Origin of the sequence: Amycolatopsis sp. w19 (assembly GCF_051373225.1) — a bacterium.
Classification (GTDB): domain Bacteria; phylum Actinomycetota; class Actinomycetes; order Mycobacteriales; family Pseudonocardiaceae; genus Amycolatopsis; species Amycolatopsis japonica.
Genome location: NZ_JBPQFM010000019.1, coordinates 131,129 through 155,099 on the forward strand (window position 1 = coordinate 131,129; position 23,971 = coordinate 155,099).

The following is a 23,971-nucleotide window of genomic DNA, read 5'->3' on the forward strand; positions in this document are numbered from 1 at the left end:
AACCAATGTCGCCCCGCCTCCGCGTCAGAAGATCTCTTCGCACGACGCAAACCACAATGCTCGCAGGACTGCTCCTGGCCGGTTCGGCCCTGACCCCGGTCGCGTCCGCCGCCCCTGGACCGCTCTACAAGAATCCGCACGCTTCGACGTCCGCGCGGGTGAACGACCTGCTCAAGCGGATGAGCCTCGACGACAAGATCGGCCAGATGACGCAGGCCGAACGCGGCGCGGTCACCCCCGACCAGGCCGCCGCGCTCAAACTGGGGTCCTTGCTCTCCGGCGGTGGCTCGGTGCCCGCCAGCAACACCCCGAACGGGTGGGCCGACATGGTCGACTCGTATCAGAAGGCAGCGGTTTCGACGCCGCTCGGCATTCCCACGATCTACGGCGTCGACGCCGTGCACGGCCACAACAACGTCTACGGCGCCACGATCTTCCCGCACAACATCGGCCTCGGTGCCGCGAACAATCCGCGCCTGGTCGAGAAGATCGGCCGGGCGACGGCGCTCGAAGTCGCCGGAACCGGCCCGCAGTGGGACTTTTCGCCGTGCCTGTGCGTCGCCCGCGACGACCGCTGGGGCCGGACCTACGAATCCTTCGGCGAATCCCCGCGTGACGCCATCGCGAACGCGTCGGCCATCACCGGGCTTCAGGGACGCAGGCTCGGCGAGAAACCGGGATCCGTGCTCGCGACGGCGAAACACTACGTCGGCGACGGTGGCACGACGAACGGCGTCGATCAGGGCAACACCGAAGTGAGCGAACGCGAACTGCGCCAGATCCACCTGCCGCCGTTCCGCGAGGCGATCGACCGCGGGGTCGGCTCGGTGATGATCTCGTTCTCCAGCTTCCAGGGAGTGCGCATGCACGCCCAGAAGTACCTCATCACCGACGTCCTCAAGAAGGAACTGCGGTTCCGCGGGCTGGTGATCTCGGACTACAACGCGATCAACCAGATCGACGGCAAGGAGGGCTTCACTCCCGAAGAGGTGCGGCTCTCGGTGAACGCGGGCATCGACATGTTCATGGTCCCGTGGGACGCGCCGCAGTTCATCGCCTACCTCAAGGCCGAAGTCGAGGCGGGGCGCGTCTCGCGCGACCGGATCGACGACGCGAACCGCCGCATCCTGGCGGAGAAGTTCGAACTCGGCCTGTTCGAGCACCCGTACACCGACCGGTCTCTCCAGAAGACGTTCGGCAGCAAGGAACATCGCGAACTGGCCCGGCAGGCGGTCCGCGAATCCCAGGTGTTGCTGAAGAACGACGGTGTGCTGCCGCTGGCGAAGAAGAACAACAAGATCTTCGTCGCGGGCAAGAACGCGAACGACATCGGAAACCAGGCGGGCGGCTGGACGCTCACCTGGCAGGGACAGAGCGGCCCGGTGATCCCGGGCACGACCATCCTCGACGGCATCAAGTCGGGGGCGGGGAAGGGAACCACGGTGACCTATGACCGTGCGGGTGACGGAATCGACGGCAGCTACCAGGTCGCCGTCGCCGTGGTGGGCGAAACGCCGTACGCCGAAGGACAGGGAGACCGGCCGAACGGCTTCGGACTCGACGCGGAAGACCTCGCCACGATCGCCAAGCTGAAGAGTTCGGGTGTTCCGGTCGTCGTGGTGACCGTGTCCGGGCGTCCGCTCGACATCGCCGCGCAACTGCCGCGGTTCGACGGGCTGGTCGCGGCCTGGCTGCCGGGCAGTGAAGGCGCCGGCGTCGCCGATGTCCTTTACGGCGACTACAGCCCGACCGGGAAGCTGACGTTCAGCTGGCCGGTCAGTGCGGCGCAAGAGCCGGTGAACGTCGGTGACGGCAAGAAGGCGCTGTACCCGTACGGCTACGGCCTTCGGTACCGCCGGTAGCTTCCGCCTCCCGCGGATGAGAGGAACGGTCCTTTCCTTGCGAAATTTGCAAGGAAAGGACCGTTCATTGCGCCGGTGGTGGGCCCACGACCCGCATTCAGAGGACTAAATGCGGGAGGAGGGTCAGGCGGCGCTGGCGGCGGGTTCGCGAGCGGGCGGGTGGGGTGCCCGGGAAGGGCGGCGCATGGTGAGCGCGGCGAGCACGCCCAGCACGAGCACCGCGGCCGGAAGCAGCAGTGTCACCCGAGCCGCGTCGGTGAGTCCATTGTGGACGGCTTCGAGCGCGAGCCGCTGAGCCTGCTCGGCGACCCCGGACGGCAAGCCGGGGAACGCGGCCGCCCCGGAAGAACCGAACTCCCCGGTCGATTCCGCGGCTTTCGCGACTCCTTCCGCGAACGGTGCCCGGTACTGCTCCGGCAACGCGCTCGCGGCCGACGCCGCCTCGTCGGCGATCGACGTACCGATCCGTGCCTGCAGCAGCACGCCGACGGCCGCGCTGCCGAGCACGCCGCCGACCTGCCTGGCCGTGTTGAAGATGCCCGACGCGGTCCCGACGAGCCGCGGTTCGACCGAACTCATCGCCAGATTGCCCATCGGCGCGAAGATGAAACCGATGCCGACGCCCGCCACCAGCAGCGCCGGGGTGAGCGTCCACGCGTTCGCGCCCGCCTCGGCGATCAGGGCCGCCAGACCCATTCCCGCGGCGAGCGCGGTGAGCCCGACGATCAGCAGGATCTTCCCGTTGACCTTGTCCGAAGCGCGGCCGACGAACGGTCCGATCAGGCCGGCCAGCAACGACATCGGCGCGAACAGCAGGCCGGACATCGTCGGCGACTCGCCCAGCACTGCCTGGATGTAGATCACCAGCGGCAGGAACATGCCGGTCATCGCGAAGCCGACGGTGACCGAGGTCAGCGTGCCCGCCGAGAAGTTGCGGTTCGCGAAAACGCCGAGGGGAAGCAGTGGTTCCCGGCGGTTGAACCGTTGCCACGCCACGAAAGCGACCAGCAGGGCGACACCGAAACCGATGATCTCGAACACGGTGATCGGCCCGAACACCCGTCCCCAGTCGTAGTGCTGTCCATTTTGGACGCCGTAGACGACGCAGAACAGACCGGTGCCGGACAGCAGGATTCCCGGGACGTCGAAGGAATGCGAGTGCTTCGGCTGCCAGTCCGGCACCTTGAGCAGCGCCAGCGAGATCGCGACCACGCCGACCGGCAGGTTGACGAAGAAGATCCATTCCCAGCCGAGGTGGTCGACGAGCACGCCGCCGAGCACCGGCCCGACGATGGCCGCGATCCCGGCGACGCCGCTCCAGAGCCCCATCGCGGGGCCACGCTTCGACGGCGGGAACAGATGGCTGATGAACGCCAGGGTCTGCGGAGTCATCAAGGCGGCGCCGAGGCCTTGCACCGCGCGGGCCGCGATCAGCATTTCGACCGAACCGGACAGGCCGCACCACAGCGAGGCCAGGGTGAACACCACGAGCCCGGCCAGGTAGACGCGTTTCGGGCCGAAGCGGTCGCCGAGACGGCTGGCGAACAGCATCGGCACCGCGTAAGTGAGCAGATAGACGCTGATCACCCAGACGATCGCGTTCAGCCCGGCGCCGAGCTCCCGCAGCATCGCGGGGATCGCGGTCGAGACGATCGTGGTGTCCAGCAGGATCATGAAGAAACCCAGGCACAGCGCGGAAAGCGCGGCCCAGGGGTTAGCTTGTCTTGCGTTCATCGCTGTCGTCCTCGGTGACCAGGTTCAGTTGTGGCGTGCAGTGGCCCTGGAACCGGATGCGGCCGGATTCCAGGTCTGCGACGAGTTTTTGGGTCCATTCGAGCTCGAAGGCCCGCCGCGCGGTGGCGTAGGACCAGTCGAGCCAGTAGATCTCGGGGAGTTTGTGCTCGTTGACCAGGTTTTCGAGCACGACCTGGTCGGAGGCGATGGCGGCCTGCAGCCGCAGCACGCGGTGCTTGAGCTGCGTGAGCGACATTTCCGGGCCGAGCTCGTCGATGACGGCGAGCGCGCTGAGGTACTCGGGGTACTCCTCGGCGGGTGTGGCCAGCATGTCCTGCGCCCGGGTGACGAACTCGTCGCGGCCGGTGTCCGTCATCGCGTACACGGTGCGCTCGGGGCGTTTCCCGTCCCGCTGCGTTTCGACGACCTCGACGAAACCGTTCTGCACCAGGCGATCCACCGTGTGGTAGAGCGAGCCCGCCTTCACCTTCACGCGCGTGTTGACGAAGCGCTCGCGCATCAGCTGCGCCATCTCGTACGGATGCATGGGCCGCTCATGCAGGAGTTCGAGCACCGCCATGGCGAGCGGGGTGAGCTTCGCGGCCATGAATGTCCCCCTTGGAAGATTCCCTGCTGATTATTCCGTGTGGAATATATGCCAGGCAGGGCTGAACCTTCAAGGGGGTGTCGGTGCTGCGGCCGGCCGCTAGTCGAGCGGTCTCGGCCCGATCTCACGTTCGAGGAAGCGGTGGTACTCGATGGCCGCGATCGAGTTCTCCAGCTGCTCGAACGTCGGCGCGGGGAGTGCGCCGTTGAAGACGATGGTCAAGCTCTTCCGCGGGATGTTGATGACATACGGATCGACGTCGAGTTCCTCGCAGTGCCCGCGCAGGACGGCGGTCCAGTGGTCGAGGTCCTCGTCCTCGCCGAGGTGCTCCCACCGCGCGACGATCCAGTTGCCGTTGATCAGCTGGCCCGCCATCTCCCGCGGATCGTGGACCATGTACGGCTCGGCGACGTCGTTCATCGTCCGAGGTGCTCGAGGAGCGCGGCGAAGGACTCGGCCGGGAGCACCAGGATCGGACGGCTCTCGTCCGGCAGTGCCCACTGTTTGGTGTCCCGGATGCCCACGAGGCCGGGTGCGGTGCCGACCTCGACGCAGGCGTTCTCTTCCCAGTGCGTGTAGGTCGACTTGTGCCAGCCGGTCATGTTTTCGTGCCAGGTGGTCATAGGAGGGCCTTTCCCCAGTGACTGTTTCGGCAAGTAGACGGGTTGCGTGGCAGCAAGGTTGGCGAGATCGGGTGATCTGTGCCGATCGGTCGGTGAGCGGCTCCGCTGATCGCGTTCGGCGCACGGAAAGGGACCTTCACCGACAGCTGCTTTACACACGATGCACTCTCGGAGTGCATAAGGCCAAGGGTCTTAGGTCACCGAAGTGAACCGGCCGCGAGCTGTCGGTAGTCGGCGGCGATACGTGTCAGATGCCCGCAGGCGATGTCGCCATAGGTGGCGTAGCGCTCGACTTCGGCGAAGTTCTTTTCGTAGTCGGCGACTTCGCGTTCGTCCGTGACGAGGGCCGTGGCCGTCTGCGTCCCGAGGAGCACCGCGCGCGAGTCGTAGATGTCGAAACCGTGGAGGACGGGGACCGACACCGGAGTCGTCCACGGGATCACGCCGAGCCGCACCCGGTCGCGGCGGGAGATCTCGATGAGATGGCCGAGCTGGGCCAGCATGGTCGCCGCTCCGCCCATGTTCCAGCGCAGGGCGCCTTCGGTGAGCACGAAATGGAACCGGCGATTCGAATCGAGGATCCGCTGGCGCTCCAGCCGGGCCTCGACCGTCTGGTCGCGTTCGTCCTCCGGCAGCGCGTCGCCGAAGAGCGCGGTGATGTAGTCGCGGGTCTGGAGCAGGCCGAACACGATGGTCGGCTGGAAACTCCGGATACGGGCGGACGCCGTCTCGATCTTGCCGATGCGCTGCTGCATCCGCCAGGCACCGCGCTGAAGGACGACGCGGGCGGACGACGCCTCTTCACGGAGGTCCCGGGTGATCGCGACCAGCTCCCGCCGGACCTTCGCGGGCGCGCGATAGACGCGGCACAGCGCGACGACCTGCTCCTCGGTCGGCATGAACGCGCCGGTCTCGACCCGCGACACCTTCGACTGACTGAGGCCGGTGAGACTCGCCGCTTCGGTACCGGACAACCCGGCGGCTTTGCGCAGACGGCGCAACTCGGCGGAGAGATGGTCCTGGTTCGTCACGCACGGCTTTCTGAGGCGATCGCGGTCGGCAGGACTGTTACGATAGCCCGCCGAGCCCGTCTCAGCGAGGAAGCGCCGACGCCCGCCAGGCACCCTCTCCCGGGGCGAGCGGGGCCCGCACGAGCGATGCCTTGTCCGCCCACCACGAATCCCGCTTCGGCGCCGGTTCCGGTGCCCGCGCACCGGCCACCGCCGCGACGACGGCGGTCAGCGCGGCGAGCTCGGCGTCGTCCGGGTTGCCCCGGACGACGCGCAGCAGCGGGGTTTCGGGCGCGGTCACAGCGGGATGTTCCCGTGCTTCTTGGGCGGCAGCGACTCACGCTTGCCCTGGAGCAGCGAGAGCGCCTTCGCGACGTGGCCACGGGTGTGCGCGGGCACGATCACCGAGTCGACGTAACCGCGCTCGGCCGCCGCGTACGGGTTCAGGAGGGTGTCTTCGTACTCCTGGATGAGCTCGGCCCGCAGCGCGTCGACGTCCTTGCCGTCGGCGGCGGCCGCGGCGAGTGTCTTGCGGTGCACGATGTTCGCCGCGCCCTGCGCGCCCATGACCGCGACCTGCGCCGTCGGCCAGGCCAGGTTGATGTCCGCGCCGAGGTGCTTCGACCCCATGACGTCGTACGCGCCGCCGTACGCCTTGCGGGTGATGACGGTGACGAGCGGGACGGTCGCTTCGGCGTAGGCGTAGATCAGCTTCGCGCCGCGCCGGATGATGCCGTTCCACTCCTGGTCGGTGCCGGGCAGGAAGCCGGGGACGTCGACGAAGGTCAGCACCGGGATGTTGAACGCGTCGCAGGTGCGCACGAACCGCGCGGCCTTCTCGGAGGCGTCGATGTCGAGGCAGCCGGCGAACTGGGTCGGCTGGTTCGCCACGATGCCGACGCTGCGCCCGTCCACCCGGCCGAAGCCGACCAGGATGTTGGGCGCGAACAGCTCGTGCACCTCGAGGAAGTCACCGTCGTCGACGACGCGGTTGATGACCTCGTGCATGTCGTACGGCTGGTTCGGCGAGTCCGGGATCAGCGTGTCGAGCTCGCGATCGGTGTCGGTGACATCGTCGAAGAACCCACCTGGCGCCGAGCCGGTCTCGAACAGCGGCGCTTCGGACAGGTTGTTCGCCGGGAGGAACGCGAGCAGTTCCTTCACGTACGCGATGGCGTCCTCGTCGTCGGAACCGAGGTAGTGCGCGACACCCGAACGGGTGTTGTGCGTGCGACCGCCGCCGAGTTCTTCGAAGGAGACCTCTTCGCCGGTCACGGTCTTCACGACGTCGGGGCCGGTGATGAACATGTGCGAGGTCTTGTCGACCATCACCACGAAGTCGGTCAGCGCGGGGGAGTAGACGTGCCCGCCCGCGTTGGCGCCCATGATCAGCGAGATCTGCGGGATGACGCCGGACGCCTTGACGTTGCGGTTGAAGATCTCGCCGTACAGCCCGAGCGAGACGACGCCTTCCTGGATCCGCGCGCCGCCGCCCTCGTTGATGCCGATGATCGGGCGGCCGGTCTTGATCGCCAGGTCCATCACCTTGACGATCTTCTCGCCGTACACCTCACCGAGTGAACCGCCGAAGACGGTGACGTCCTGGCTGAACACGCACACCGGGCGGCCGTCGACCGTGCCGTAGCCGGTGACGACGCCGTCGCCGTAGGGGCGGTTCTTCTCCTGGCCGAAGTTGACCGAGCGGTGCTTCGCCAGCTCGTCGAGCTCGACGAAGGAACCCTCGTCCAGCAGCAGGTCGATCCGCTCGCGGGCGGTCTTCTTGCCCTTGGCGTGCTGTTTCTCCACCGCCCTCGCGGAACCCGCGTGCACCGCCTCGTCATACCGGCGGTACAGGTCGGCCAGCTTGCCGGCCGTCGTGTGGATGTCCGGTTCGTCCTCGGGCGGCGTCCCGAGCGGCTCCGTCGCACTGCTCATGAAACCGCAGCCTAGCTACTCGACGGTCACTTCGCGTGTGGCGTAGGCAACGTCCTGGGGGTCTGGCACCTGAAGTACGTGAAGGCCCCCTTCACTGCGTCTAGCGCAGTGAAGGGGGCCTTCATGTACTTGGGAAGGAGGCCTTCACGGACCGGACCGAACAGATCGCTAGACCGACGCCCGCACCAGCCCGGACTCATAAGCCGCGATCACGAGCTGCGCCCGGTCCCGCGCCGCGAGTTTGTGCAGCAGATGGCCGATATGCGTCTTCACCGTCGCCAGCCCGAGGTGCAGGGTCCCGGCGATCTCGTCGTTCGACAGGCCGCGCGCGATCAGGCTCAGCACTTCGCGTTCGCGCGTGGTGATGTTGTCCAGCGACGCCGCGACGCGCTGGCCGGGTTCGGGCAGCCGGGCGAACTCCGCGATGAGCCTTCGCGTGATCGAAGGGGCGAGAAGCCCTTCGCCCGCCGCGACGACGCGGATCGCGGTCAGCAGTTCGGCGGGCGGGGTGTCCTTCAGCAGGAAGCCGCTCGCGCCCGCGCGCAGGGCCGAATAGACGTAGGCGTCGAGGTCGAAAGTGGTCAGCATCAGCACGTGGACGCCTTCGGTGGCGGGCGACGCGCAGATCCGCCGGGTCGCTTCGATCCCGTCCAGCTCCGGCATGCGGACGTCCATCAGCACGACGTCGGGGCGTTCCTTCTCGGCGAGTTCGGCGGCTTCCGCGCCGTCGCTCGCCTCCCCGACGACTTCGAGGTCCGGCGCGCTGTCGACGAGCACGCGGAAACTGCCGCGCAGCAACGCCTGGTCGTCGGCGATCAGTACGCGGATCATCGTGTCCCCACTTCCTTGGCGGCGTACGGAAGCCGCGCGAACACCCGGAATCCCCCGGCGGGCAGCGGGCCCGCCTCGAAGTCACCACCGTAGACGGCGACGCGTTCGCGCATGCCGATCAAACCGTGTCCGCCCACGGCGGGTGGCGAGCCTTCGCCGCGTCCGTCGTCGACGATTTCGACGATCACTTCACCGGGGCCTTCGGTGATCGTGACCCGGCACGCCGACGGTCCCGCGTGCTTCACGACGTTGGTCACCGCCTCCTGCGTGATGCGGTAGACCGAAAGCGCGACACCTTCGGGCAGGTCGTCCACCGCCTCGCCGGTCAGCTCGACCCGCACCCCGGCCTGTCCGGCGCGTTCGGCGAGGGTCCGCAGGTCGGCGAGTTTCGGCGCGGGTCCGAGCGCGGCTTCGGGCGTGCCGTCACCGGAACGGAGGACGCCGAGCATCCGCCGGAGTTCGACGAGGGTCTCGCGGCTGGTGAGTTCGATGACCCGCAATGCCTCGCGTGCTTCTTCGGGCTGTTCCTCCGCGACGTGGTTGCCGACGGCCGCCTTGACCGCGATCAGGCTCATACTGTGCGCGACGACGTCGTGCATCTCGCGCGCGATACGCAGCCGTTCGTCGGAAACCGCCTGATCGGCCTGGGTTTCGGCGAGCTGGGCCAGGTTCGCGCGTCGTTGCCGCGTCATCCAGCCCAACGCCCACGAGCCCGCGACGCCGCCGCCCGCGAAGGCCGTCGAGGCGATCGTGTTCGGCCCGAGCCGCAGCAGTTCGAAGATCATGACGACGACGAGGCCGAGGCCCATCGCGATCAGCGAGCGGGCGCGTGGGTGTTCCAGCGCCACGGTGTACAGCGCGCATCCGGTCGCCAGGAGCGCGGCCGGACCCAGTCCGTTGCCGGCGATCAGGGCCGGGACGAGGCTGCCCAGGCCGAGACCGTAGGCGATCAGCGGGCGGTGACGCCGCAGCGCGATCGCGATCCCGCTGGCGGCGACCGTCGCCCAGGCGAGCCACATCGGGATGACGACGAGGAACGTCCAGGTCTGCGCGGCGAGGTTCCCGCCGACGGCCACGACGAGCACCAGCGCGAGGAGCGCGTCGATCGTGTACGCCACCCGCTGGGAGAGCGCCGACGGCTGTTTCATACGGCGAACTCAACCAGACGGGCGGCGTCTCCGCGTCCGTCCGGTGGAGGTCATCCCCAGGGTGGAGATCAGCTTCCGTGAGCCGCCGCGAAGAACTCCTTCAACTTCTCTCGCCAGCTTCGCAGCGCTTCGGGTACGACGTCGTCCTGTCCGGCGGGGACGGTCTGGGTCAGCTCGACCATGGTGCCGTCGAGTTCGGAATGGCTGAACTCCCAGCGGACGACGCCACCTCGCGGCAGGCTGAACTCCAGCAGCCGCGGCGGTTCTTCGCGGATGACCGTCCCCCCGGCCTTTTCGGCCGAGAGAAGGCCCCAGACCTCGTCGAGCGGTTTCCAGACCAGATCACGGCGGAAGCGGATCACCTTGCCGTCGCCGGTTTCCAGGACCTCGCCCTCGGCGAGCCCGAACTCCTCGGTGTAGGCCTCGATCGGGCCGACCCAGTCCTGCGGCGGCTCGTGATCCTCGCCGTCGAGCAGGGCGATGAGCGCGACGAGGCAGCTGTCCCAGCCGGCGGCCGTGCGGCCCGCGGCGATCCTGGCGACGGCGGGTTCACCCCTGCCGAACGTATGCGTGAACAGCAGACGGCTGCCTTCACCCTCCGGGATGATCTCCCAGCGCAGCACGTCGTCGTTCCAGCTGAACGCGAAGACGCGGGGTTCGTCGGCTTCGAGGACTTCGCCCACTGTCGGCGCCTCTTCGCCTTCGAAGGTGAACTCGATGGCCCCACCCGGCCGCAGGTCGACGGTGACCGCCGCGGGGAACCAGTTCGCGAGCTCCGACGGTTCGGTGATCGCCCGCCAGACGCGCTCCGGCCGATGCGCGAGACGGCGTTCGATCCGCAGCGCGGGACGTTCTCCGACGGTTTCCAACCGGGCGCGAGCGTTCACGGTCACCTCCTAATGTGCCTTGAGGGAAATATAACCGCGACGTAATATTGGGTCAACCGGCGAGGTGGACGCCGATCCCGCTCTGCCCCGGCGCCAGTTCGTCACGCAGGACCAGGGCGTCGTCGTAGTCGCCGCCGTTCTGACGGCGGAACGGGATCGGGTCCTGAGTGGACAGTGTCCGCAGCCGCTCGCGCAATGACTCCGCGGCAGCCTCGTACTGTTCGGGCGAAACGCGGTCGGCGCCGCAGATCGTCAACGGGGGCAACACGGACATGCCCGCGTACCACAATGTTCCGTGCTGCAGCGGGAACAGCAGATCGCCGATCTCGCCGTTCACGCCACGCGGTCCGATGGTGGCCTCCGGCGCTCCCGCGGTCAGCACGACCATGGCGCGCTTCCCGGCCAGTGCTCCTTCTCCGTAGCGTGCCGTCCGGCCGTCGGGGCGCTGGACGCCGTAGGCGAAACCCTTGACGAAGACGCGGTCGAACCAGCCCTTGAGGATCGCGGGCATTCCGTACCACCACAGCGGGAATTGGAAGATCACGGTGTCCGCCCACGTCAGCTTTTCGTGCTCGGCGCGGATGTCCTCGCCGAGTTCGCCCGTCCGGAAGGCGTCCTTCGACGTCGAGCCGACGATGAGCCGATCTGTGGACGCGGCCCGGCCGAAGTCGTCGGCGTCGACGACGGCCTTCCATTTCATCGCGTACAGATCGGATTCCCGGACGTCGGCGCCCTGCGCGCGGAGGGTGCGCAAGCCTTCGTCGCGCAGCGAGCCGCCGAGGGAGCGGGGTTCGGGATGGGCGAAGATCCACAGCACGTTCATGGCTCCACCGTCGCGCGGTCTCGTCGTCGAAACGAGTGGCCCGATGGACAATATGTGCAAGAATCGAGCCATGGGCTTTTTCGCGCATCCCGGCTGCCACCGGGTCGCCGTGCTGGTCCGGCACGGAATGCTGGTGATGGAGCTGGGCATCGTCACCCGGCTGTTCGGCACAGCCAGATCGGCCGACGGCGAGCCGCTCTACGAAGTCGTCACCTGCACGCCGGAACCCGGGCAGATCCGGACCGACGCCGACGTCACCATCTCGGTCGCGCACGGCCCGGAAGTGCTGGCCGAGGCCGACACCGTCGTCATACCGGCGTCCTCCACCGAATACGAACCCTCGGGGCACGACCTCACCGAGCCGCTCGCCCGGGCGTTGGAGCTGATCCGGCCGGAGGCCAGGATCGCGTCGATCTGCACGGGTGCCTTCGTGCTCGCCGCCGCCGGCCTGCTCGACGGCCGGAAGGCGACCACGCACTGGCGTTCGGCGCTGGACTTCCAGGCGAAGTTCCCGAAGGTCGCCCTCGACCCGAACGTGCTCTACACCGACGACGGGAACGTCCTCACCGCGGCGGGCGTCGCGTCCGGGATCGACCTCTGCCTGCACATGATCCGCTGTGATCACGGTGCCGCGGTCGCGAACGAGGTCGCGCGCGGAACGGTCGTCTCACCGCATCGCGAGGGCGGGCAGGCGCAGTTCATCCGGCGGCCGGTGCCGGAGCCGCAGTCCTCGTCGACGGCGACGGCCAGGGCTTGGGCGCTGGAGAACCTCGACAGGCCGCTGACACTGCGCGAGCTGGCGGCGAAAGAGGCGATGAGCACGAGGACGTTCACGCGGCGGTTCCGCGACGAGGTCGGGATTTCGGCGTTGCAGTGGCTGACCCAGCAGCGGATCGAACGGGCGCGTCAGCTGCTCGAAGAGACCGATCTGCCGGTGGACAAGGTCGCCGCCGAGGCGGGTTTCGGCACCGCCGCGTCGCTGCGCCAGCATCTGCAGGCGGCGCTGGGGGTCTCGCCGAGCGCGTACCGGAACACCTTCCGCGAAGCCGTCTGACTTTGACTGACCTCCTGGTAACTTACCCAGAAATAAGTTCCGGAGGTGGTAGGTGAAAGCCCTCAAGATCGCCGAACGCGTGTTGTTCGCCGGTGCCGCGATCGGCACGGTGTATTCCGCCAGAACCGGCAATCGGAAGCTGCAGCTGGCGACCAAACCCGCCGCGGTGCCGGTGCTCGCCGCCCGGGTCGCGCGTTCGCGGGGGCTCGCGCCGGGAGAGAAGGGGCTGCTCGTCTCCGCGTTGGTCGCGGCCGGGGCGGGCGACCATTTCATGGGCCGGTCCGATGAAGACGGCGAGCTGATCAAGGGCGCGACGTCGTTCGGCGTGATGCAGGTGCTGTACTCCGCGCTGCTGTGGCGCCGGGGTGCCCGCCCGCGCGCGGCGACCGCGCCGCCCCGGCTGGCGGCCTGGGCGGCGGCCGCGGTCGCGATGGCGTTGCCGAAGCCGTCTCCGGTCTCTTCGGTGCTTTCGGTCTACGGAGGCCTGCTGAGCACGACGTCGACCCTCGCGGCGGACCCGGTGCTGGCGCCGAAGGCCAAGGTCTCGGGCGGGATGGTCATCCCGTCGGGTGACCGCCGGACCTGGATCGCCGCCGGCGCGCTGCTGTTCTCCGCGTCGGATCTGGCGATCCTGATCCGCCGCAACTTCGTCACCAGCGAGCGAGTGCGAGCCAATCTCGAAACCTTCGTGCTCACCTCGTACCTGGCGTCGCAGTGGTTGCTCGTCGAGGGGATGACCGCAGAAAGTTAAGCACCTACTTGACTATTGCTCGGCGTGGGTGGATGGTTAAGCGTGTGCCTAACCAACGGATGGATCAGGTGTTCAAGGCGCTGTCCGACGGGACGCGCCGCGAAATGATCGAGCGCCTCACCCGGGGACCCGCCTCGGTGGGGGAGCTCGCGCGGCCGCTGTCGATGTCGCTGCCCGCCGTGATGCAGCACCTCCAGGTGCTGGAGGCGAGCGGGCTCGTCCGGTCGGAGAAGGCGGGGCGGGTCCGCACCTGCCATCTCGAACCGGACGGCCTGCGGATGGCCGAGGACTGGCTCGGCGGACAGCGCACCGGCTGGGAACACCGGCTCGATCGTCTTGGTGGCTTTCTGAACTCCGACGAAGGGAACAGGTCATGACCGTCAAACACGCCACGTTCACCCTCGAACGCGTCTACCCCGTGTCGCCGGAACGCGTTTTCGCGGCCTGGGCCGATCCCGCCGCGAAAGCCGGCTGGTTCACCGTGTCCGGTGGCGAGCATTCCCTGGACTTCCGCGTCGGTGGCCGCGAGATCACCACGGGTCCCCATGGCGACGGCCGGAAGCTGATCGCCGATTCGCGGTACGAGGACATCGTCGACAACGAGCGGATCGTCTACGCCACGTCCTTGTCCACCGACGACGTCCTCGCGACCGTCTCGCTCACGACGGTGCTGCTCGAACCCGAGGCGGACGGGACCCGCCTGACGCTGATCGAGCAGGGCACCTTCCTCGACGGACAGGAAGAACCGGCCTGGCGCGAGCAGGGAACCGGATGCTGGCTCGACGCACTGGGGAAGGCTTTGTCGGCAGTATGAACACATGCTGACCGCTGAGCTGATCGCCGACAGCCGAGTCCCGTCGAATCCCGCGCTTTCCGCCGACGGGCGGTGGGTCGCCTATCAGGTCGACACCATCGCGGACCCCGTTCCCGAGATCTGGTTCGCGTCCGTCGACGGTCGCGAGGAACCCCGGAGGCTGGCCGAGGGCTCCATGCCCAAATGGTCGTCGAACTCCCTCTGTTTCCTCCGGGACGGCCTGATCCACACGGTGGACGGGCCGCTGTTCGCCTGGCGGAGTGAGATCACCGCGTTCCTCCCGATGCGGGAGCGGATCGTGTTCATCGCCGAGGACGGGACACCCGCCGCGGCCATCCGGGTCTGGAGCGAGAGCCTCCGCCCGGCGCGGCTCCGGAGTTTCGATCGGCGGACCGGGGAGATCACGACGCTGGTCGAAGAGCACGTCGTCGGAGTCGCCCGCCGTCAGGACGACGGGGCGCTCGCGGTGCTGACCTGGCCGACCCCGGAGCTCGATCCCGGCGGGCTCGAACCCCGGCTTTCCGTGCTGGACCTGGAAACCGGGGAGCGGCGCGACCTCGGGAGAACCGCGGTCGAAGCCACGAGCCCGGTCTGGTGGCGGGACGGCGAAGACTGGCACGTCGCCTATCTCGCGACACCGGAGATGGTCGGTGGCTGGGCGGTCTTCGACGTGCCCGTGGAAACCGGCGAACATCGGAATCTGACCCCGGAATCGGCCTGCCCGATCAGGCTCGCGCAGGTCGATTCCGGTGCTCCGCTGGTACTCGTCGCCGATGGACTCGACACGGCCCTCCACCGGCTCGGATCAGGAGAAGTGGCGTTCTGGCGCGGGCAAGCGGACGCCGTCGCGTCGAACGGCGAGGTCGTGGCCATCGTGCTGAGCACCGCTCACCGGCCGAAAGATGTCCATTGTGGACCGATCGGCGAGCCGTTGACGCGGGTGAGCGACACCGCGCCGGAGTTCGCCGAAGTTACTTGGGGCGCTCAGGAACGCTTGTCCTACAAGGCTTCCGATGGCCTGGCTCTGGACGGGCTGCTCGTCCTCCCGCCGGGAAAGACCCGGGACGACGGCCCGTTCTCCCTGATCACCTTGCCGCACGGCGGACCGTACGACCGGTACGCGGACGGCCTCCGGCTCGGCTGGTTTCCGTCCGCGCAATGGCTCGCGCCGGCGGGGCACGCGGTCTTCCTGCCGAATGCCCGTGGGGGACAAGGACATGGCCACGAATTCGCCGCCGCCGTCGCGGGACGCGTCGGGCTGGAGGAATGGAGCGATCTCGAAACCGGGATCGATCTGCTCGTCGCCGAAGGGGTGGCCGATCCGGATCGGCTCGGCATCGCGGGCTGGAGCCACGGCGGGTTCGTGTCGGCCTGGGCCGTCGGCCGGACCAGGCGGTTCAAGGCGGCGTTGATGGGCGCCGGTATCTGTGACTGGGGGATGCTCGCCGCGACCGGCGAGTTCGGCCCGTTCGAAGCCGCGCTCGGCGGAAGTACCGGCTGGGAAGGGGAAGGACCGCACCGGCACGATCGGCTCAGCCCGATCTCCCACGCGTCGGAGATCGAGACCCCCGTGCTGATCGTGCACGGTGCGGACGACACGAACGTTCCGCTGTCCCAGGCGGAATTCTTCCATCGCGCGCTACGCCACTTCGGCGTCGAACACGACTTCGTGGTCTATCCCGGCGAAGGACACTCGATTCGCGGGCGGGCCCATCAGCTGGATCTGCTGCGCCGCACCCGCGAGTGGTTCGCGCGGCTGCTCTAACCCTGCGGCTCGCCGGGGACGTACGTGCCGAAAGTCCATTCGTACCCTTCGAGATCGTCGACACGGCAACGGTAGTTGCCCCATTCGGTGTTCTCCGGTTTCCAGACCGGCGTCGCGCCGGCGTCGATGGCGGAAGCGAAGACGGCGTCCACGGCCTCTTGCGTCGGAAGGCTGACGTAGAGGCCGTGGCCGACGGTTTCGCCCTTGCGGGCCGGGCGGTCGTAGTCCTCTTCCGCGCTGAACACGATGATCCGGACTTCGCCGCGCCGCAGTTCCGAATGCAGGATCAACCCCTTGTCGTCGGCATACTCCGTGGTGGTCTCGAAGCCGAAGGCGCGTTCGAGCCAGCGAAGCGCCTTCGGGGCATCGCTGTACGCGAGGTAGGAGTGAAGGGAAGCCGGGCGTTCTTGGGTTTCGGTCATGGGCACAGCCTCGCAAGCGATGAGGACACCTACAGTCCTCGATTCGTCACCAAAGAAGGCGAATGCCGAGCACGGTGATGAGCGCGCTGGACGCCAGCGCGGTCGCCAGCCGTCCACGACGTCCGGTCAGCGCCTTGCCGAGCACGGCGCCGCCCCCCGCGAGGAACAACTGCCAGCTGGCCGAGGCCGCGAACGCCGCGAGCACGAAGACGACGTGTTCCGCCCCGCTCGCCGCGGCCATGTCCTTGCTGCCGAGTACGAGCGCCGCGAAGTAGACCACCGTCATCGGGTTCAGCAGGGTGATTCCGAGGAGGCTCACGTAGGCCTTGACCGGCCCGATCGCGACCGGTTCGGTCAGCTCGGCCCTCGCTGAGTCACGGTAGTTCCGGATTCCGGTGAATCCGATGTGGACGGCCAGCCCGAGCAGGACCACGACCGAAATCCAGCGCAGTGGCACCGCGATCGGCTCGATGACCGGAATCAGCTTGCCCCCGCCGAGGACCGCCACCAGGGCGTAAAGCCCGTCCGCGGTGGCGACCCCGAGTGCGGCGTACGCGCCGATCCTGAGCCCCGACCTGGCCGTCAACACCACGAGATAGGTCCCGACCGCGCCCACCGGGATGGCGATGCCATACCCGGCGAGCAGGCCGGCGACGAACGCGGCGCTCACAGTCGGACTGGTGTCGGCCTCCACCCGGACCCGGCCTGCTGCTGCTTCCGCACCCGTCGGACGACGGTGGACGGCGGCAGGAAGGTGAGGGTCGATGTCATGGGTGAAGGATGCGAGCGGGCGAGGCGCCACGCAACACAATTACCGAGCGGTTCGCGATAGGGCTCGTGAGTGGTAAGGACGGTTAGAGCCAAGGGTGTCTTAAGTACCTACGCGGAGCGCGGCTGCGGCTGATCCAACCTGCGTCAGTAGGCACTAGCGGAGTGGTGTGGGCTGAAGGCTCCCTTCACCGAGTCTGACGCGACGAAAGGAGCCTTCGCCCCCGGCCGGCTACGGGAGCGGTGGTTCGGTCGCAGGTGCCGCCTCGTGAGTGTTTTGGGTCGTTAGAACCGTCCTTACCACTCACGAGAGGGACGGCTGCAGAACGGCGTCCAGATCGGCCAGCAGCCGCGCCTTCGGCCGGGCGCCGACGGTCGTCCACACGGGACTCCCGTCGCGGAAGAGGATCAGCGTCGGCAGGGACATGACCTGATAATTCCTGGCCGTGAGCGGGTTTTCGTCGGAGTTGAGCTTGCGGATGATCAGCGATCCGGCACGTTCTTCGGCGATCTGTTCGAGCACCGGCGCGATCATGTGGCAAGGCGGGCACCATTGCGCCCAGAAGTCCACCAGGACGGGCTTGTCCTGGTCCAGGACGAGCGCTTGGAAGGTTTCGTCGGTGACTACGGAAAGGGACACTCAGACCTCCTCGGTTCGCGGCACGACGACGCACGGTCCCGGCGGCGTTTTCAGCGCGCCGGCGAGTTTGGTCAGCAAGCTGTCCCGCACGTCGTTGAGCCTGGCCAGACAGGCGTCCACCTCGGCGAGTTTGCGTTGGTAGACCTCGATCGAATCGGCGCACGAATCGCCGGTCTCGTGCCCGGCGCGCAGGCACTCGACGAACGGTCTGGTGTCCTCCAGACTGAGCCCCACCGCTTGAAGGGTCAGGATCTCGTTCACCAGACGGAAATCGTCCTCGTCGTACTCCCGGTACCCGTTCGACGCGCGCCGTGCGTCGAGAAGCCCTTGTGACTCATAGAAACGCAGCGCGCGGGTGGTGGTTCCGGTACGCGCGGCGAGTTCGCCGATCCGCATGGTCCCGAGCGTAAACCTTGCCCTTGGCGTCAAGGCAAACGTTCATTCGTCGAGATCGACCCGGATCGTGAGGAGGTTCGTGCCGATCGCGCGTACGGCGGCACTGTTGAGCTTGGGGAGCGCCCTGAGCCGCGCGCGGGGGTCATCGCCGGGGAGCAGGTGCGCCGTGCCGGTGTGCCAGCGGCCCCGGAGCCGGACGCGGACCCGCGGATCGGCCTGGATGTTGCGGACGTACTGCGACTTCTCGCCGAACTCCGAGACGATCCAGAACTCACGGCCCACCCGGCGGCCCCCGATCGGCGTCCGCCGGGCCTCGCCGGATTTGCGGCCGGTGGTCTCCAGGATCGGCTGGTTCGGCAGCCGGACGAGGATCGGGTTGCCGACGTGGCGCTGGAACGTCGTGGCCACCCGGTGCTTGATCTCGTGATAGCGGGACATGGCTCCAGGGTGCCCTACGCTCGGTTCATGGTGAACGAGTCGGACGTGGACCTGGGGGACGGGGCCACACTGCACACGTACGACACGGGCGGGGACGGGCCGGTGGTCTTCTGGCACCACGGGACCCCGAACATCGGCGCTCCGCCCGCCCCGCTGTTCCCGGCCGCCGAGCGGCTCGGACTGAGATGGGTCTCCTACGACCGGCCCGGTTACGGCGGTTCGTCGCCGCGGCCCGGCCGGGATGTCGCGTCGGCGGCGTCGGACGTCGAGAAGATCGCCGACGCCCTGGGCATCGAGCGGTTCGCGGTCTTCGGGCATTCCGGCGGCGGGCCGCACGCGTTCGCCTGCGCGGCTCTGCTGCCGGACCGGGTGTCGGCGATGGTCTGTGCCGCGAGCCTGGCCCCGTACGGCGCCGCCGGGCTGGACTGGTTCGCGGGGATGGGTCCGGCGGGCGTCGGATCCCTGACGGCCGCCGTGGCGGGGCGGGACGAAAAAGAGCGGTACGAGGCGACGGCCGAATACGACGCGGAGATGTTCACCCTGGCGGACCATGCGGCCTTGTCGGGTGACTGGAAGTGGATCCTCGACGTCGTCGGCCCCGCGGTCGAGGGTGGACCCGCCGCGCTGATCGACGACGACCTCGCCTACGTCGCGCCGTGGGGTTTCCAGCCGTCCGATCTCCGGGCGCCGGCCCTGTTCCTGCACGGCGGCGAGGACCGGATCGTGCCGCTCGCGCACGGCGAATGGCTGGCCCGGCAGTGCGCCACGGCCGAGTCGCGCGTGTTCCCCGAGGACGGGCACGTCTCGGTTCTGCGCCACGGGGAAGACGCGCTCGAGTGGCTGGCCGCTCATTCGTGAGCTGCGAGATCGTCCTCGTCCGGCACGCCGTTCATCGGCTGCGTATATCCGGAGGTGCCATATGGGTGGCGTGTCACGGAACCTGAACTACGACATGCCGTGGCCGGTCCCGGCGTTCGTCGGACTTTCGGTCGCTCAGGCTCTCGCCTGGCCGCGGAAGCGGAGATCGTGCTGTACGAGGCAGACGCGACGACGCCGTTGACGGGGCGCCCGGAAGGGCGAGTCGTGCGTCAGTCGTCGCCGGGTTCGCGGCGTCATCGGCCTACCCGGGTGACGGTCTGGATCGCGCCGTGAGGCCGTGTCGCGAAAGCCACTTTCGCGACATCAGACGTCGCGAAAGTGGCTTTCGCGACACCGGCTCCGGCTGGATCTGTCGGATAGCCGAAAGTTCAGCTGCCGAAAACGGCGCTGAGCGACCTCTCGTACTGCCGACGCGAGAACGTCAGAACTCCCATCGCGTCGTAGTTCCAGTCCCGGTACGTGTTGCGGAGACCCGACCACGTCACCGTGTCTTCGTCGGCCGCGATCTTCGCCACCAGCGCCCAGCACTCCTCGATACCGCACGCGCACCCCAGCAACAGGTACTCGTCGTCTTCCGCGCCATGCGGAACGCGATCCGGCGCTTCGCCGAGCAGGTGCCCGGCGGAAAGGCGCGTCGAATTCGCGTAATCCCCGGCGAGCAAGGGCGCGGGCTCCGTCGGGAACTCCTCGTTGCGCTCTTTCTGTTCCGCGAGCGCGTCGGGAAGTTCGGCCTCGCGCACCAGGTCCAGGAAAGAAACGCCGTCGATCAGTAACTGGAGCCACGTTTCTCGCTCGTCCGGTCGCCTTGGTTCCGTGGAGAACCTGCGGAACTCGATCTCACGCATGACCACACGGTAGGCATCGGCGACGGGCGCCGTCGCCGGTTGGCAGGTTGAGGTCAGGCCGCGGGCCGTCCGGCACCCGTGTAGTCGTCGCCCTTCGAGTGATACGTGTGGATCTGGATCGCCTGGCCCTGGGTGGGCGCGTTGATCATCAGCCCGTTCCCGAGGTACAGCCCCACGTGGTGGATTCGCGTCGACGGGTTCCCGTAGAAGACGAGGTCGCCGAGCTTCGGCTCGCCGGGCACCTGCGGCAGCGCGCGGAACTGGCTGTCCGCGGTCCGCGGGAGCGCGACACCGGCTTCGTCGTAGGACGCCTTGGTCAGCCCGGAGCAGTCGAAGCCCGCGGCGCCCGCTTCGGGGCCGTTGCCGCCCCACACGTACGGGAGGCCCAGCTGGCCGAGGGCGAAACGGGTCGCCTTCACCGCGGGGCTGGCGGAGCGCGCCGGGTCGAGGGACAGGGTCGCGTACAGCTGCGCGTTGCCCAGGACGCGCTGGCGGAACAGTTCGGCCTCGTTGCCCTTGCCGCCCTGGTAGCCGGCGATGGCCTTCCACCAGCCGTTGCCGCCGCCGAGGTCGGCTCCGGAAGCGCACAGGGCGCGGCCCGCGGCGACCGAAGCGGAGTCCGGGTCGGCGAGCGCGGGTTTCGCGATGCCGGGGATCGACGCGCCGTGCTTCTTCCACTGCTGCGCCGACAGGCCGAGGGGGTTGTCCCCGCCGCGTCCGTGGTTCGAGCTCGCCGCGCCGATCCCGGCCAGGGTGACCCAGGACAGGTGGCAGTTCGGCTGCTCGCCGCGCAGCGCCAGTTCGCCGTTCGCGTAGCCCATGAGCGATTTCGCCGGGATGTCCAGCGGCCCGGCCAGCTTCCCCGCCCACTCTTCGAGCGGCCGGGCGCCCTTCGGCGTCTCCTGCGCCTTGACCGGCGCGCTGACCTCCAGGACCGACGGACCCGCGCCGCCGCCGACGGTGGCCGGGTCCTGCTTCGCGGCGGGAACGGGCACGGGCTGACGTCCGTCGACCGGGGCGGGATCGTTTCCGCCCGCGAGCAGCCAGCCCGCCGTCGCGAGCCCCGCGACCAGCGGGAGCGCGACCAGGCCGCGCATCGCCACGCCGTGCGCCCACGACTTCTTCGGGCTGGGTTCGGACGCGCTCGGGGCGGGCTCGGGCTCGGTCACGCCGTCCAGATTATTGGAGACCACCTCTGCGTAACGAGCGAACGCCTTGCACGTTAGGGGGACTCTCATATTCTGGACGAATGAGTGAGACGGGAGCGCTCGACGCCGGGCGTCTGAGTGCCGCGCTGTCCGGCCGGTATGCCGCGATCCAGGTCGTGGCGAGCACCGGGTCCACCAACGCCGACCTGCGAGAAGCCGCCGCGAAAGGGGCTGAAGACCGCACTGTGCTGATCGCCGAGGAGCAGACGGCCGGGGTCGGTCGCCGCGCCCGGCACTGGTCTTCGCCGAAGGGATCGGGCCTCTACGCCAGTGTGCTGCTGCGCCCGGGCGGCGTCCCGTTCGCCAATTTGGGTTCACTTTCCGTGGTCGCGGGCCTCGCGGTCCGGGAGATCGCCGAGGGACTGGGCGTCGACGCCGTCCTCAAGTGGCCGAACGACGTCCTCGCCGGTCCGGAGCGCGCCAAATGCGCGGGAATCCTGGCGGAGGCCGTCGCGGGCGACGAGACCACCGTGATCCTCGGCATCGGCCTGAACGTGCTGCCGCTCGGCGAGAGCGTCCCGGCAGGGCCCGGCGGACTGCCCGCGACCTCGCTGGCCGAGCAGGGGGCGACGGAGACCGGCCGCGCGGAGATCGCCGTCCGGCTGCTCACCGCGTTCGACGAGCTCGAACGCCGTTGGCGGCTCGCGGGCGGGTCGCTGGCCGAGGCCGGTCTGCTCGGGGATTACCGGCGGTACTGCGCCACACTGGGCCAGGACGTCGAGGTCCAGCTGCCCGACGGCTCGGCGCTCACCGGCCGCGCCGCCGACATCGATCCCGCCGGCCAGCTCCAGGTCGACGTTCCCGGTGGTGAGCGGTACACGGTGTTCGCCGGAGACGTCGTCCACGTGCGGCCCGCCGAGGCCTGATCCGTGCGTCTCGATTTCCGGCGTCTCCTCTTCCGCCGGGACCGTTCGCCGGTACGGTGAGCTCACCAGCGCCGAACACACTTTGGGAGCGTCCGTCGTGGCCTATCCGGACGATTTGCTCAGCGAGAACGAGCACGTCGTGGTGCACAGTCACCCGCATTTCAAGATGCTGATCTTCCCGTTCCTCGCGCTGATCGTCACGCTCGGCGTGGGGATTTGGCTGGCCGTCATCGCGAAGGACGCGACGGCCCCGTGGGACCTGATCTCCGAGATCGCGATCGCCGCGGTCGGGCTCGGTCTCGTCGCATGGCTGTTCCTGGCGCCGTTCGTCCGGTGGCGCACGACGCATTTCATCGTCACCACGGACCGGTTGATCGCCCGCGAGGGTGTGCTCAAGCGGACCGGCATCGACATCCCGCTGTCGCGGATCAACAGCGTCCAGTTCGAGCACGGGCTGCTGGACCGTGTGTTCGGCTGCGGCACGCTGGTGATCGAGTCCGCTTCGGACGAACCGCTGAAGTTCGACGACATCCCCAAGGTCGAGCGCGTGCACACGGTCATCTACCGCGAAGTCAACGACAACCCGTACGACGACTTCGCGCCGGGACCGCAGCAGACCGAGCCGCTGCCGCCGCAAGGGCACCCGCCGCGCGGAAACCGGCGCCGCTGATGGGCACGCGAGAGCTGGGGCTGCCCGAGAAGGTCTCGTCCGTCTACTCCCTGCCGGAGCGGGTGACGATCTGGGAGGTCGGCCCGCGTGACGGTCTCCAGAACGAGAAGTCGATCGTCCCGGTCGAGGTCAAACTCGAATTCCTGGCCAGGCTCGCCGATTCCGGGCTGACCACGCTCGAGGCGACCAGCTTCGTGAGCCCGAAATGGGTGCCGCAGCTGGCCGACGCCGAGCAGCTCCTGGCCGGGCTCGACCAGCGCGAGGGCGTCCGGTACCCGGTGCTCGTGCCGAACGAGCGCGGGCTGGACAGGGCGCTGGAGGCCGGTGTCTCGCATATCGCGATCTTCGCCAGCGCCACCGAGACCTTCGCCAAGAAGAACCTCAACTCGACGGTCGACGACCAGTTCGCGATGTTCGAGCCGGTCGTCACCAGGGCGCGGGCCGCGGGGCTCGACGTCCGCGGGTACGTGTCGATGTGCTTCGGCGACCCGTGGGAGGGCGCCGTCCCGGCCGCGCAGGTCGCCGGAGTGGGTAAGCGGCTGCTGGACCTGGGCTGCTCGCAGCTCTCGCTCGGCGACACGATCGGCGTCGCCACCGCGGGTCAGGTCGAGACGCTGATCGGGGAGTTCGCCGGCGTCGACGCCCTGGCCGTCCATTTCCACGACACCTACGGCCAGGCGCTCGCGAACACGTTGGCCGCCCTCCGCTGCGGCGTGTCCACTGTGGACTCCTCGGCCGGTGGCCTCGGCGGCTGCCCGTATGCCGAATCGGCCACGGGGAACCTCGCGACCGAGGATCTCGTGTGGATGCTCGACGGTCTCGGCGTCGAAACCGGTGTCGATCTCGACGCGCTGGTGGCGACGAGCAAGTGGATGGCGGGCAAGCTGGGCAGGCCGAGTCCGTCCCGGGTGGTCAACGCGCTCGCCGGTTGAGGTTCGCCGCGCTTTCGGGTATCCGCCGACGAGAACGCCGGACGGCGCTAAGGTCGTAACGCG

General features: G+C 68.5%; 28 protein-coding genes. 10 read left to right on the plus strand and 18 right to left on the minus strand.

Translation table 11 applies throughout. From position 1 onward, the window contains the following. Window positions 1-56 precede the first annotated feature (56 nt). Complete coding sequence (locus ACSMFO_RS30745; RefSeq protein ID WP_436461423.1) at window positions 57-1,862, plus strand: glycoside hydrolase family 3 protein; 1,806 nt, start codon at window positions 57-59, stop codon at window positions 1,860-1,862. A gap of 123 nt (window positions 1,863-1,985) precedes the next feature. On the opposite strand, the gene ACSMFO_RS30750 is transcribed toward ACSMFO_RS30745, so the two are convergent. The 11 genes from ACSMFO_RS30750 to ACSMFO_RS30800 all read right to left on the minus strand — a co-directional run bounded on the left by ACSMFO_RS30750 (window position 1,986) and on the right by ACSMFO_RS30800 (window position 11,460). Continuing rightward, the gene (locus ACSMFO_RS30750; protein ID WP_436461424.1) at window positions 1,986-3,596 is read right to left on the minus strand and encodes a DHA2 family efflux MFS transporter permease subunit; all 1,611 of its coding nucleotides are present in this window, start codon (window positions 3,594-3,596) and stop codon (window positions 1,986-1,988) included. Next, entirely contained in the window at window positions 3,577-4,203 is a 627-nt protein-coding gene (locus ACSMFO_RS30755) for a PadR family transcriptional regulator (protein ID WP_038519299.1), read from the minus strand. The genes ACSMFO_RS30750 and ACSMFO_RS30755 overlap by 20 nt, the downstream gene beginning before the upstream one ends. Before the next feature lie 99 nt (window positions 4,204-4,302). Continuing rightward, window positions 4,303-4,623, minus strand: a complete 321-nt coding sequence (locus ACSMFO_RS30760) for a hypothetical protein (protein WP_016331336.1) — start codon at window positions 4,621-4,623, stop codon at window positions 4,303-4,305. Continuing rightward, window positions 4,620-4,826 carry a DUF397 domain-containing protein gene (locus ACSMFO_RS30765; RefSeq protein WP_038519296.1) on the minus strand — a complete coding sequence of 69 codons (207 nt, stop codon included), beginning with the start codon at window positions 4,824-4,826 and terminating at the stop codon, window positions 4,620-4,622. The genes ACSMFO_RS30760 and ACSMFO_RS30765 overlap by 4 nt, the downstream gene beginning before the upstream one ends. A 197-nt stretch (window positions 4,827-5,023) precedes the next feature. Next, complete coding sequence (locus tag ACSMFO_RS30770; protein ID WP_436461425.1) at window positions 5,024-5,857, minus strand: helix-turn-helix domain-containing protein; 834 nt, start codon at window positions 5,855-5,857, stop codon at window positions 5,024-5,026. A 61-nt stretch (window positions 5,858-5,918) separates the two neighbouring features. Beyond that, window positions 5,919-6,137 carry an acyl-CoA carboxylase subunit epsilon gene (locus ACSMFO_RS30775; protein ID WP_037332313.1) on the minus strand — a complete coding sequence of 73 codons (219 nt, stop codon included), beginning with the start codon at window positions 6,135-6,137 and terminating at the stop codon, window positions 5,919-5,921. Further along, entirely contained in the window at window positions 6,134-7,771 is a 1,638-nt protein-coding gene (locus tag ACSMFO_RS30780) for an acyl-CoA carboxylase subunit beta (RefSeq protein ID WP_016331340.1), read from the minus strand. Before ACSMFO_RS30780 ends, ACSMFO_RS30775 begins: the two co-directional genes overlap by 4 nt. Before the next feature lie 168 nt (window positions 7,772-7,939). Next, the gene (locus ACSMFO_RS30785; protein ID WP_038519287.1) at window positions 7,940-8,602 is read right to left on the minus strand and encodes a response regulator; all 663 of its coding nucleotides are present in this window, start codon (window positions 8,600-8,602) and stop codon (window positions 7,940-7,942) included. Beyond that, a complete protein-coding gene (locus ACSMFO_RS30790; protein WP_436461426.1) occupies window positions 8,599-9,750 on the minus strand; it encodes a sensor histidine kinase in 1,152 nt (383 codons plus the stop codon). The genes ACSMFO_RS30785 and ACSMFO_RS30790 overlap by 4 nt, the downstream gene beginning before the upstream one ends. Window positions 9,751-9,818: 68 nt before the next feature. Next, window positions 9,819-10,637, minus strand: coding sequence for an SRPBCC family protein (locus ACSMFO_RS30795; protein ID WP_436461427.1), 819 nt, complete (start codon window positions 10,635-10,637; stop codon window positions 9,819-9,821). 52 nt (window positions 10,638-10,689) lie between these two features. Beyond that, on the minus strand, window positions 10,690-11,460 hold the full coding sequence (locus tag ACSMFO_RS30800) for an NAD(P)H-dependent oxidoreductase (RefSeq protein WP_436461428.1): 771 nt from the start codon (window positions 11,458-11,460) through the stop codon (window positions 10,690-10,692). A 43-nt stretch (window positions 11,461-11,503) separates the two neighbouring features. Between ACSMFO_RS30800 and ACSMFO_RS30805 the strand changes: the two genes are divergently transcribed. Genes ACSMFO_RS30805 through ACSMFO_RS30825 form a run of 5 tightly spaced genes read left to right on the plus strand, consistent with a single transcriptional unit; the run spans window position 11,504 to window position 15,844 of the window. Beyond that, the gene (locus tag ACSMFO_RS30805) at window positions 11,504-12,514 is read left to right on the plus strand and encodes a GlxA family transcriptional regulator (protein ID WP_436461450.1); all 1,011 of its coding nucleotides are present in this window, start codon (window positions 11,504-11,506) and stop codon (window positions 12,512-12,514) included. Between the two features lie 52 nt (window positions 12,515-12,566). Next, window positions 12,567-13,265 carry a lysoplasmalogenase family protein gene (locus ACSMFO_RS30810; RefSeq protein ID WP_436461429.1) on the plus strand — a complete coding sequence of 233 codons (699 nt, stop codon included), beginning with the start codon at window positions 12,567-12,569 and terminating at the stop codon, window positions 13,263-13,265. Between the two features lie 59 nt (window positions 13,266-13,324). After that, window positions 13,325-13,642, plus strand: a complete 318-nt coding sequence (locus tag ACSMFO_RS30815) for an ArsR/SmtB family transcription factor (protein ID WP_436461451.1) — start codon at window positions 13,325-13,327, stop codon at window positions 13,640-13,642. After that, window positions 13,639-14,079, plus strand: coding sequence for an SRPBCC domain-containing protein (locus ACSMFO_RS30820; protein ID WP_038519273.1), 441 nt, complete (start codon window positions 13,639-13,641; stop codon window positions 14,077-14,079). The genes ACSMFO_RS30815 and ACSMFO_RS30820 overlap by 4 nt, the downstream gene beginning before the upstream one ends. A gap of 4 nt (window positions 14,080-14,083) precedes the next feature. Further along, complete coding sequence (locus tag ACSMFO_RS30825) at window positions 14,084-15,844, plus strand: prolyl oligopeptidase family serine peptidase (protein ID WP_436461430.1); 1,761 nt, start codon at window positions 14,084-14,086, stop codon at window positions 15,842-15,844. On the opposite strand, the gene ACSMFO_RS30830 is transcribed toward ACSMFO_RS30825, so the two are convergent. The 5 genes from ACSMFO_RS30830 to ACSMFO_RS30850 form a co-directional block, all read right to left on the minus strand. After that, complete coding sequence (locus ACSMFO_RS30830; RefSeq protein WP_436461431.1) at window positions 15,841-16,266, minus strand: VOC family protein; 426 nt, start codon at window positions 16,264-16,266, stop codon at window positions 15,841-15,843. The two genes, ACSMFO_RS30825 and ACSMFO_RS30830, sit on opposite strands and share 4 nt — an antisense overlap. A 46-nt stretch (window positions 16,267-16,312) precedes the next feature. Further along, window positions 16,313-16,936 carry a LysE/ArgO family amino acid transporter gene (locus tag ACSMFO_RS30835; RefSeq protein ID WP_436461432.1) on the minus strand — a complete coding sequence of 208 codons (624 nt, stop codon included), beginning with the start codon at window positions 16,934-16,936 and terminating at the stop codon, window positions 16,313-16,315. A 402-nt stretch (window positions 16,937-17,338) separates the two neighbouring features. After that, window positions 17,339-17,674: a thioredoxin gene (gene trxA, locus ACSMFO_RS30840; RefSeq protein ID WP_350573221.1), complete on the minus strand. Its 336-nt coding sequence runs from the start codon at window positions 17,672-17,674 to the stop codon at window positions 17,339-17,341. Beyond that, a complete protein-coding gene (locus ACSMFO_RS30845; protein ID WP_436461433.1) occupies window positions 17,675-18,070 on the minus strand; it encodes a MerR family transcriptional regulator in 396 nt (131 codons plus the stop codon). A gap of 42 nt (window positions 18,071-18,112) precedes the next feature. Beyond that, on the minus strand, window positions 18,113-18,508 hold the full coding sequence (locus ACSMFO_RS30850) for a nitroreductase/quinone reductase family protein (RefSeq protein ID WP_436461434.1): 396 nt from the start codon (window positions 18,506-18,508) through the stop codon (window positions 18,113-18,115). A gap of 27 nt (window positions 18,509-18,535) precedes the next feature. Between ACSMFO_RS30850 and ACSMFO_RS30855 the strand changes: the two genes are divergently transcribed. Beyond that, window positions 18,536-19,366: an alpha/beta fold hydrolase gene (locus ACSMFO_RS30855; protein WP_436461435.1), complete on the plus strand. Its 831-nt coding sequence runs from the start codon at window positions 18,536-18,538 to the stop codon at window positions 19,364-19,366. A gap of 389 nt (window positions 19,367-19,755) precedes the next feature. Here the strand turns inward: ACSMFO_RS30855 and ACSMFO_RS30860 are convergent, their stop codons facing one another. Together ACSMFO_RS30860 and ACSMFO_RS30865 are read right to left on the minus strand one after the other, a co-directional pair. Continuing rightward, entirely contained in the window at window positions 19,756-20,232 is a 477-nt protein-coding gene (locus ACSMFO_RS30860) for a hypothetical protein (RefSeq protein WP_436461436.1), read from the minus strand. A gap of 53 nt (window positions 20,233-20,285) precedes the next feature. Next, window positions 20,286-21,401 carry a C40 family peptidase gene (locus ACSMFO_RS30865; RefSeq protein ID WP_174492066.1) on the minus strand — a complete coding sequence of 372 codons (1,116 nt, stop codon included), beginning with the start codon at window positions 21,399-21,401 and terminating at the stop codon, window positions 20,286-20,288. Between the two features lie 80 nt (window positions 21,402-21,481). On the opposite strand from ACSMFO_RS30865, the gene ACSMFO_RS30870 reads away from it, so the two are divergent. The 3 genes from ACSMFO_RS30870 to ACSMFO_RS30880 all read left to right on the plus strand — a co-directional run bounded on the left by ACSMFO_RS30870 (window position 21,482) and on the right by ACSMFO_RS30880 (window position 23,908). Further along, entirely contained in the window at window positions 21,482-22,306 is an 825-nt protein-coding gene (locus ACSMFO_RS30870) for a biotin--[acetyl-CoA-carboxylase] ligase (RefSeq protein WP_436461437.1), read from the plus strand. A 97-nt stretch (window positions 22,307-22,403) separates the two neighbouring features. Beyond that, window positions 22,404-22,976: a PH domain-containing protein gene (locus ACSMFO_RS30875; protein ID WP_436461438.1), complete on the plus strand. Its 573-nt coding sequence runs from the start codon at window positions 22,404-22,406 to the stop codon at window positions 22,974-22,976. Beyond that, complete coding sequence (locus ACSMFO_RS30880; RefSeq protein WP_436461439.1) at window positions 22,976-23,908, plus strand: hydroxymethylglutaryl-CoA lyase; 933 nt, start codon at window positions 22,976-22,978, stop codon at window positions 23,906-23,908. Before ACSMFO_RS30875 ends, ACSMFO_RS30880 begins: the two co-directional genes overlap by 1 nt. Window positions 23,909-23,971 lie beyond the last annotated feature (63 nt).

Excerpts from the sequence above, each read along its gene's own strand:
- ACSMFO_RS30745 (WP_436461423.1), top strand. The coding sequence starts at position 57 with ATGCTCGCAGGACTGCTCCTGGCCGGTTCGGCCCTGACCCCGGTCGCG.
- ACSMFO_RS30750 (WP_436461424.1), bottom strand. The coding sequence starts at position 3,596 with ATGAACGCAAGACAAGCTAACCCCTGGGCCGCGCTTTCCGCGCTGTGC.
- ACSMFO_RS30755 (WP_038519299.1), bottom strand. The coding sequence starts at position 4,203 with ATGGCCGCGAAGCTCACCCCGCTCGCCATGGCGGTGCTCGAACTCCTG.
- ACSMFO_RS30760 (WP_016331336.1), bottom strand. The coding sequence starts at position 4,623 with ATGAACGACGTCGCCGAGCCGTACATGGTCCACGATCCGCGGGAGATG.
- ACSMFO_RS30765 (WP_038519296.1), bottom strand. The coding sequence starts at position 4,826 with ATGACCACCTGGCACGAAAACATGACCGGCTGGCACAAGTCGACCTAC.
- ACSMFO_RS30780 (WP_016331340.1), bottom strand. The coding sequence starts at position 7,771 with ATGAGCAGTGCGACGGAGCCGCTCGGGACGCCGCCCGAGGACGAACCG.
- ACSMFO_RS30785 (WP_038519287.1), bottom strand. The coding sequence starts at position 8,602 with ATGATCCGCGTACTGATCGCCGACGACCAGGCGTTGCTGCGCGGCAGT.
- ACSMFO_RS30790 (WP_436461426.1), bottom strand. The coding sequence starts at position 9,750 with ATGAAACAGCCGTCGGCGCTCTCCCAGCGGGTGGCGTACACGATCGAC.
- ACSMFO_RS30800 (WP_436461428.1), bottom strand. The coding sequence starts at position 11,460 with ATGAACGTGCTGTGGATCTTCGCCCATCCCGAACCCCGCTCCCTCGGC.
- ACSMFO_RS30805 (WP_436461450.1), top strand. The coding sequence starts at position 11,504 with ATGGACAATATGTGCAAGAATCGAGCCATGGGCTTTTTCGCGCATCCC.
- ACSMFO_RS30815 (WP_436461451.1), top strand. The coding sequence starts at position 13,325 with ATGGATCAGGTGTTCAAGGCGCTGTCCGACGGGACGCGCCGCGAAATG.
- ACSMFO_RS30820 (WP_038519273.1), top strand. The coding sequence starts at position 13,639 with ATGACCGTCAAACACGCCACGTTCACCCTCGAACGCGTCTACCCCGTG.
- ACSMFO_RS30825 (WP_436461430.1), top strand. The coding sequence starts at position 14,084 with ATGCTGACCGCTGAGCTGATCGCCGACAGCCGAGTCCCGTCGAATCCC.
- ACSMFO_RS30830 (WP_436461431.1), bottom strand. The coding sequence starts at position 16,266 with ATGACCGAAACCCAAGAACGCCCGGCTTCCCTTCACTCCTACCTCGCG.
- ACSMFO_RS30845 (WP_436461433.1), bottom strand. The coding sequence starts at position 18,070 with ATGCGGATCGGCGAACTCGCCGCGCGTACCGGAACCACCACCCGCGCG.
- ACSMFO_RS30850 (WP_436461434.1), bottom strand. The coding sequence starts at position 18,508 with ATGTCCCGCTATCACGAGATCAAGCACCGGGTGGCCACGACGTTCCAG.
- ACSMFO_RS30855 (WP_436461435.1), top strand. The coding sequence starts at position 18,536 with ATGGTGAACGAGTCGGACGTGGACCTGGGGGACGGGGCCACACTGCAC.
- ACSMFO_RS30860 (WP_436461436.1), bottom strand. The coding sequence starts at position 20,232 with ATGCGTGAGATCGAGTTCCGCAGGTTCTCCACGGAACCAAGGCGACCG.
- ACSMFO_RS30870 (WP_436461437.1), top strand. The coding sequence starts at position 21,482 with ATGAGTGAGACGGGAGCGCTCGACGCCGGGCGTCTGAGTGCCGCGCTG.
- ACSMFO_RS30880 (WP_436461439.1), top strand. The coding sequence starts at position 22,976 with ATGGGCACGCGAGAGCTGGGGCTGCCCGAGAAGGTCTCGTCCGTCTAC.